The sequence below is a fragment of the Psychrobacter sp. genome (assembly GCF_036731945.1).
GTDB lineage: Bacteria > Pseudomonadota > Gammaproteobacteria > Pseudomonadales > Moraxellaceae > Psychrobacter.
The window spans coordinates 1-7,270 of the sequence record NZ_DAINDI010000096.1 but is presented as its reverse complement, the minus strand read 5'-3'; the positions used below and the strand labels follow the sequence as shown (position 1 = coordinate 7,270).

The window sequence follows — 7,270 nt, the reverse complement described above, 5'->3', positions numbered from 1 at the left end:
TTGCTCGCCGCGAGCATTACTACGGGTATAAATGATATCGCGCTCTTCGGCAGCAATCAGGCTCAGCTCAAAACGCCTAAAAAACCCTGCCAATGCCGAAAATGACTCGCCTTCTTCCTTACGAATCTCAAAAGAGAAGGCAAGCGGTCTATCATCTTCAAAGCGGAAACTGACCAAAGTATGAGCAATCAGCGGCCCCATCCAATAGGAGTTGGTCACATCGACGCCAGAGAGTTTTGACATATCAATGGTGCGCGTGTCCCAGTGTTCAGCCGCCTCTTTATCAGTACGCCAGTCAAAATTACGCACATTGGTTAACGTGACTAAGTTAGGATTATTGGCGTCACGGCGATAGGTGACCCTTTCGCTGACTTCCGCCATCCAGTCGCGGTCTTGTTTGGGCTCGATAGAAAAAAACCAGCCCAAACCGATAAACCAAACTGCTCCATATAAACCGATGAGCCATTTAACGGCTACTTTTTTATCTGGCGCTGCTGAATTATTTGATGGCTGATTACCTCGATTTTTTGGACTTTTTGACCAATGCCTTTTTGTTGCATAAGCGGCCTTAGCTAGCGCCGCTAAAATGCCGACTATAATAAGGGTTGTAAACCACGTAATCGATGAGCGTATGCCAAATTGATACCAAATTGCCATTAACAGCCAAATAGCAGATAGGAGCAACGTAGTAACGATTAAAACCTGCGCGAGGTAATAGCGCCAAGTCCGCTTTTGCTGGCGATCATGAGCTGCCCCATGTTCTAAGCGATTGCTGTTTGCGAGCGGCGAGAGCAGGCGAGAAAAAAAGGCACGTAGCGACATAGGTTTAACTTTGAAGAATGAAGGCTTTGACCATAGCAAAGTTTGCAACACACTGACAATACAATTTGAGTGAATTTGTCGTTGAATGTCCGTAAGCCTTGCGATAAAGTGAAACTTATTAGGCTGGTCTATTTTTATCTATACTTATATAGTTGTCATTTATCGCTATGATAGGATTTGTATGGATAATTTGACCTTTATTTAAATATTTTGACTACTGCCTAAATATAAAGTCGCTGTTTTATTTGCTATTTTAATCCCCATCTACGGTTAAGATTTTAATTGTTATTCACTATTTTCTTTGATTACTGCTATTAACTAAAGAGGTTAAATCACATCATCATGTCCGAAGACGCTCCAAGCCCGAGTAGTTGGTCGATGCGCGGCTTAAAACGCTGGCTATCGACCGCCCCCGAAACCCGTGATGAACTGATACGTTTGGTGCAAGACTCGCGCCAGTTCTTAGAACCCGATACCGTGGACATGTTGGAAGGCGTCCTTGATTTGCCTGCCACCCAAGTTCGCGAAATCATGACCCCGCGCCCACAAGTGGTTGGGCTGCATGAGAGTGCCAGCTTAGCTGAGGTGATGGATATCATCCTTGAGACCACGCACTCGCGCTATCCGGTCTTTGATAGCCAAGACGATGATGCCGTTATTGGTATTTTATTGGCAAAAGACTTGATTCCCATCCTCGTACATATGGTGCGCGATCAAGAAGATAAAATTGACAGTCAACGTTTACGAGACTTGGTGCGTCAGCCGCTTTATATCAGCGAAACGGCGCGCTCCGATACCTTGCTACGCTCATTACAGCGCACCCAAGTGCATATGGCGATTGTCGTCGATGAGTTTGGGAATTTTGCTGGTGTGGTAACGATGGAAGATTTGCTCGAAGAAATCGTCGGCGATATTGTTGATGAGCATGATGACTTCGATGAAGACAGTGATATCAATAATATCGTTGCCGATCCTGAAAGACCAAACACGTGGCGCGTGCAAGCATCGACAGTGATTGAAGACTGTAACGATGAGCTTGGCGCTCACTTTGACGATACCGATGTCGATACCATGGGCGGTTTGGTCATGCAAGCGCTCGGTCATGTTGGTGATTTGGAAGGGGAGAGTGTGGTGATAGACGATTGGCAAATTACCATTACCGATGTTGAAGGGCGCTTTATTCAAAATCTTGAGCTGTCCAAAATCAATGCTGATCAGCAAATATTAATAGGTAGCCATTAATTTATTGATGTTTATCACTTAAGCTTGGCACTTAAACATAAGCTTGGCGTTTAAATATAAAAAAACACGATTACGATCGTGTTTTTTTTGCTTTTAAAATCGGTATTTTGCAACGCAATTTTACCTATTGAGTGATTTAGACTGGTATCATGGGCAGGTTTAATTTTTGAGCGCTGTATTGAGCAGCGGATGCATGGCTACCCATTCAGCGCTCACTGAATAAATCAAAGTTAATATGTAAGCTTTAAACGACTGAATAATAAGGTTTTGGATAATTGCTATGCGTCTGTCTACTGTTGATTTGCAAAAACGTCTAAACCCCGATAAGCCAAAGGGCTTGCCGCTGGTGTTGACCATATTGATTGCGTGGCTGGCAGGCGCAGTGTTTATCTTTGCCCTCGCGCCGTATGGTTTTTGGCCGGTGGCGTTGGTGTCGCCCGCTATTTTGTATGCCTTACTGATGCCAGATATGACTGGTAAGCGTGCTTTTGTTATTGGTCAAGCTTATGGTACCGGGCTTTGGTGCGTCGGGGCGTTTTGGCTGTATACCTCAATCCATGTGTATGGCGATACACCAGTGTGGCTGGCGCTAATTATGATTGCGCTAATGGGTCTTGGGATGGGCTTGTTTCATGGCTTTTTAGCGCTGATTTTTAATCGTGTCGTCGGTAAGCAGCCATTATCTTTTGCCGCGCTTTGGGTATTGCAAGAGTGGATGAAAACGTGGCTATTTACCGGTTTTCCGTGGTTATTTGTCGGTTATGCCTTTACCGAGCAATATTGGCTATCGTCATTAGCGCCCGTTGCTGGCGTATTTGCGGTGTCTTTTGTGGCAGTATTATTGGCGGCAAGTTTGGTCGAGCTGTTACGTCGCCGCGGCGGTTATATGATTCCTACTGCCGCGCTGCTTATTCTCAGCTGCGCGTTATGGTTGCTAAATCCGCAGTGGACAAAACCAAAGGGCACGCCTGACTTATCGGTATCATTAATTCAAGGTAATATTCCGCAAGATTTAAAATGGCTGACTGAATATCAGGTAGAAACGCTAAAAATTTATGCCACCCTGTCCAGTACTGAATGGGGCAGCGACATGATCTTGTGGCCAGAATCTTCCATTCCCATGTTTCAAGATGAAGCGCTAGGTTTTATCAGTGAAGTGGTCAAAGTGGCCAAAGAGACCGACACCACGTGGGTCACTGGTATCCCTTATAAAGATACCGCTGCTTTTGATGCAAAAACCGATAAATCCCCGCCGTTTTATAATAGTGTCATTGCTTTAGGCGCGGACGCTGAAGGGCTATATAAAAAGCAGCGCTTGGTGCCTTTTGGCGAATATATTCCTTTTGAGGGTATGCTAGATATCTTGCCAAACCTTGCTGGCAGCCAAGATATCATGAGCTATAGCCGCGGCAGTGACAATCAATCACCGCTGCGCGTGCGTGGCCATAATTTGGGCGCGGCGGTTTGCTATGAAGTTGCCTATCCTGACACCACGCGCAAAAACGCCATCAATACTGACTTTTTATTAACCATTTCTAACGATGCGTGGTTTGGTAGCTCGGCAGGTCCGCTCCAGCATCTGCAAATGGTACAAATGCGCGCGCTTGAAAACGGCCGCTGGTTTATGCGCGCCACCAATACTGGCGTTACCGCTATCATTGACCATAAAGGTCATATCGTAAAGCGCGCACCGCAGTTTGAGCGCACCGTCTTACGCGGAAATGTGCAGGCACGCGTTGGTAATACGCCTTATATGCGCGCGGGTAACTATCCTATTTTAATCATTATTGCGCTTCTGCTATTATTAAGCTATCTTGGCAAGCGTGCGACCCCGCAGAGACGTTTGGTCAAATAAAAAAATACCCATAGGCTTTGGTTGTAAGTTTTTTCGCTAATAAACCCTTTAAATCGTTAAGGGTTTTCACAAATCGATATAAATTGCGATATAATAGGCCAATATTTTAAATATTTTGTGCAAGGTGGATAAGGTATGTCAGAACATATTGTCGAAAACAATCCCAAGAAAGAGTTCCTATTTGCCTTAGGCGGTGTTGCCTTATTTTTAGGTATCGTCTTATTAATCGGCATTTCTGGCTATTTGCGTCCAGCAGGCGAGCATATCACTGCTGAGAGCACCGAAGCGACTGCTGAAACAGAGGCAACTGCTACAGAAGAAGCCGCGCCTGCTGCGACAGCGGAAGCTGCCGATACCGACGACGCAGCTTCTACTGCAACACCAGCGGATGCTACCGTAACGCCAACCGATACTGATGGTACGGTCGTTGCTGCTGAATCTGGCACCGCAACTGCTGAGGGTACTGTCAATCAAGCCGCAGTCCCTGATGATGCTAACTTGACAGCAGAAGAAGCCGATGCGGATTTGGATGGTGGTGAAGGTGCAGAGTTAACGCATACTTGGAAAACTGAAGAGTAAGCTTGTGACCTAAGTATTTTGTTATAAAAACAAATACTTGTATAAATCTAGTCAGATACCCGTAATTAAGTACAACTGTTGTGACGATACTTTATTCTAAGAGTGCTAACACTCTAGAAGCTAACATTAAAGACCTGTGCTTGGTTAACTGAGCACAGGTTTTTTTGTAGGTATTTGTGTAATTATTGAATAACTTTTTCTTTACTTGACCATAACCAAGTGAAACAATAATGCGCCTATGTGACCGCTTAGCAAAATAAACAGGAGTTTGGTCGTCATTACAGTGGTCTTTAAAGGAATAAAGTTATGAGCAGAGACTCAAAAGTAAATGTTAGTGAAGCTGAATTGGCAGCACTGGATAATGGGTTTATGGGGCACCCAAAGCCACTACGCCCGCTGTTTTTTACCGAAATGTGGGAACGCTTTTCTTATTATAGTATTCGTCCGTTATTAGTACTGTTTATGGTAGCGACCGTTGGCAGCGGCGGTTTTGGCTTTGATGAAGTCACTGCCTCTGCTATTTATGGTATTTTTGCCGGTTCATTATATTTGGCGGCGGTACCAGGTGGTTGGCTCGCTGATAACTGGCTTGGTCAAGAGCGGGCATTATGGTGGGGCAGCGTGATTATCGCCCTCGGTCATTTATGTATTGCGCTCTCCGCCATATTTGGCATGACGCTATTTTTTGTCGGTTTGATATGTATTGTATTAGGCTCAGGGTTATTTAAAACCTGTATCTCGGTCATGGTAGGCGCTTTGTATAAAAAAGGCGATGTGCGCCGTGATGGCGGATTTACCTTGTTTTATATGGGCATTAATATTGGCGCGTTATTAGCCGCGCTCATCGTTGGGGTGTTTAAAGAAAAAGGCATGTGGCACGCAGGTTTCGGCGTTGGTGGACTTGGTATGCTGGTATCACTTCTGATTTACCGCTTTTCTGCGCAAAAAACCTTAACCCACTATGCCCAAGCCAAAAATATAAAACCTGAGTGGGAGCACGCCAATGACCGCTATAAAAACATCGGTCGCTGGGTAATCGGCTTCTTGGTATTGTTGGCAGCGGCCGTGGTTTTGGTAGCAAGTGGCATGTTACCGTTTAATCCTGAAACGGTCGCCGAATATATGACTTATATCATCGCCGCAGTAGTGATAGGCTATTTTGCGATTATGTTTGTCTCGCCGCGTCTTGATAAAACCGATAAGCTGCGCCTACTGACTTGCTTTATTTTAATCATCGGTTCGACGCTATTTTGGTCAAGTTTTGAGCAACAGCCGACTTCGTTTAACCTATTTGCCGATCGCTATACTGACTTGAATGTCTTAGGATTTGAGATACCGAGTATTTGGTTCCAATCATTAAACCCTTTGTTTATTTTATTGCTGGCACCCATTGTTAGTATTGTTTGGGTCAAGCTTGCCAATCGTGGCCTTGAGCCAAATAGTATGGTTAAGTTTGCACTGGGTATGTTGCTGACCGCGGCAGGCTTTTCGTTGATGATATTTGCCTCAAAAAGTATTTTGACCAGTGATGGTGCACTCGCCTCACCTTTATGGTTAGTGGGCAGCTTATTACTATTAACTTTAGGGGAATTGGCGCTCAGCCCTGTCGGGTTGTCTGCGATGACAAAGCTTGCGCCAAAAGGTATGCAGGGGCAAATGATGGGACTTTTCTTTGCTTCTGTCGCTATGGGTAACTTGGTCGCTGCGTTCTTCGGTGGTCATGTTTCAGCCGACAAGATCGAAGGCTTACCAACACTATTTACCACCATGACCGTCTTTTTGGTAGTGACTGCAGTGGTGTTATTGGTACTGGCAAAACCTATCAATAACATGCTGGTAAAAAGTGAGCAAGCCGATAAAGCGGCTCAGTAAATAAAGCGTTAAGTGGATGGTGAAGATTAATTAAGCCTATTTAGCTTATTTATAGTAGCAATCGTCCCTATAAACGCCAAAAGATAAGACGTGTTACCATAATCGGTAGCACGTTTTATTGTTTCAATCAGTGAGTTATTTCTCTATCGCCATTGAAAGCCTGCTGTCTGCCCAAACATCTAGAGATGCGCTGCTTTAATACTATTATTAAAATACTATTACTAAGCTGAAATTAATAATAGCTCGGCTAAACGCCTAAGCACTCTTACTCATTTATATAGCTATCATTCTAAAAATAGTAAACCCTTTATAGGCGAATAAAGGCTTCACGTAATACTGATAAATTTATTTGCCTCAATAAGACGGCTACTCATAGTCGCCTCACAAGCGTTTTTTTTAACTCTCATTTTTAAAAGTAATAAGGACACCTTTCATGAATAAACAACACATCCACGAGCGTATTGATAGTCTACGCCAAACGCTTGCGGCACAAGATTTGACCGCGATTATCGTGCCGTCAGCAGACCCGCATTTATCTGAGTACTTGCCAGAATATTGGCAAGCGCGTTTATGGTTATCAGGCTTTACAGGTTCGGTTGGTACGCTGGTCGTTACCGCTGACTTTGCTGGTCTATGGACAGACAGTCGCTACTGGGTACACGCCGCGCATCAGCTAGAAGGCACGGGTATTACTTTGGAAAAACTGGCTCCTGGTCAGCCAAATCATATTGACTGGCTATCGAAAAACTTAGCGGAAGGCGATAGCGTGGCGGTTGATGGCAATGTATTGTCTATCGCTGAGCAAGACAGATTGCTTGATGCGTTTGATGCCAATGATATCACTTTAATCACTGAGCGCGATGTCTTGACCGACATATGGAACGACCGTCCAGCATTGCC

General features: G+C 44.7%; 6 protein-coding genes. 5 read left to right on the top strand and 1 reads right to left on the bottom strand.

The features are described 5' to 3' along the window. Window positions 1–822: lipoprotein N-acyltransferase Lnb domain-containing protein (locus V7D75_RS13695; protein ID WP_333615008.1), on the bottom strand; the 822-nt coding region annotated here is incomplete at its 3' end. 342 nt (window positions 823–1,164) lie between these two features. Between V7D75_RS13695 and V7D75_RS13690 the strand changes: the two genes are divergently transcribed. The 5 genes from V7D75_RS13690 to V7D75_RS13670 all read left to right on the top strand — a co-directional run. Beyond that, entirely contained in the window at window positions 1,165–2,064 is a 900-nt protein-coding gene (locus V7D75_RS13690; RefSeq protein WP_068403676.1) for an HlyC/CorC family transporter, read from the top strand. A 280-nt stretch (window positions 2,065–2,344) separates the two neighbouring features. Continuing rightward, the gene (lnt, locus tag V7D75_RS13685) at window positions 2,345–3,919 is read left to right on the top strand and encodes an apolipoprotein N-acyltransferase (RefSeq protein ID WP_333615007.1); all 1,575 of its coding nucleotides are present in this window, start codon (window positions 2,345–2,347) and stop codon (window positions 3,917–3,919) included. Between the two features lie 135 nt (window positions 3,920–4,054). Further along, complete coding sequence (locus V7D75_RS13680) at window positions 4,055–4,498, top strand: hypothetical protein (protein WP_333615006.1); 444 nt, start codon at window positions 4,055–4,057, stop codon at window positions 4,496–4,498. Between the two features lie 306 nt (window positions 4,499–4,804). Further along, window positions 4,805–6,370, top strand: coding sequence for a peptide MFS transporter (locus tag V7D75_RS13675; RefSeq protein ID WP_333615005.1), 1,566 nt, complete (start codon window positions 4,805–4,807; stop codon window positions 6,368–6,370). Window positions 6,371–6,803: 433 nt separating this feature from the next. Beyond that, a partial coding sequence (locus V7D75_RS13670; RefSeq protein ID WP_333615004.1) for an aminopeptidase P family N-terminal domain-containing protein occupies window positions 6,804–7,270 on the top strand: 467 nt, incomplete at its 3' end.

What these genes read in the sequence shown, in the direction of transcription:
- lnt (WP_333615007.1), top strand. Translation starts at nt 2,345, where the DNA reads ATGCGTCTGTCTACTGTTGATTTGCAAAAACGTCTAAACCCCGATAAG.
- V7D75_RS13690 (WP_068403676.1), top strand. Translation starts at nt 1,165, where the DNA reads ATGTCCGAAGACGCTCCAAGCCCGAGTAGTTGGTCGATGCGCGGCTTA.
- V7D75_RS13680 (WP_333615006.1), top strand. Translation starts at nt 4,055, where the DNA reads ATGTCAGAACATATTGTCGAAAACAATCCCAAGAAAGAGTTCCTATTT.
- V7D75_RS13675 (WP_333615005.1), top strand. Translation starts at nt 4,805, where the DNA reads ATGAGCAGAGACTCAAAAGTAAATGTTAGTGAAGCTGAATTGGCAGCA.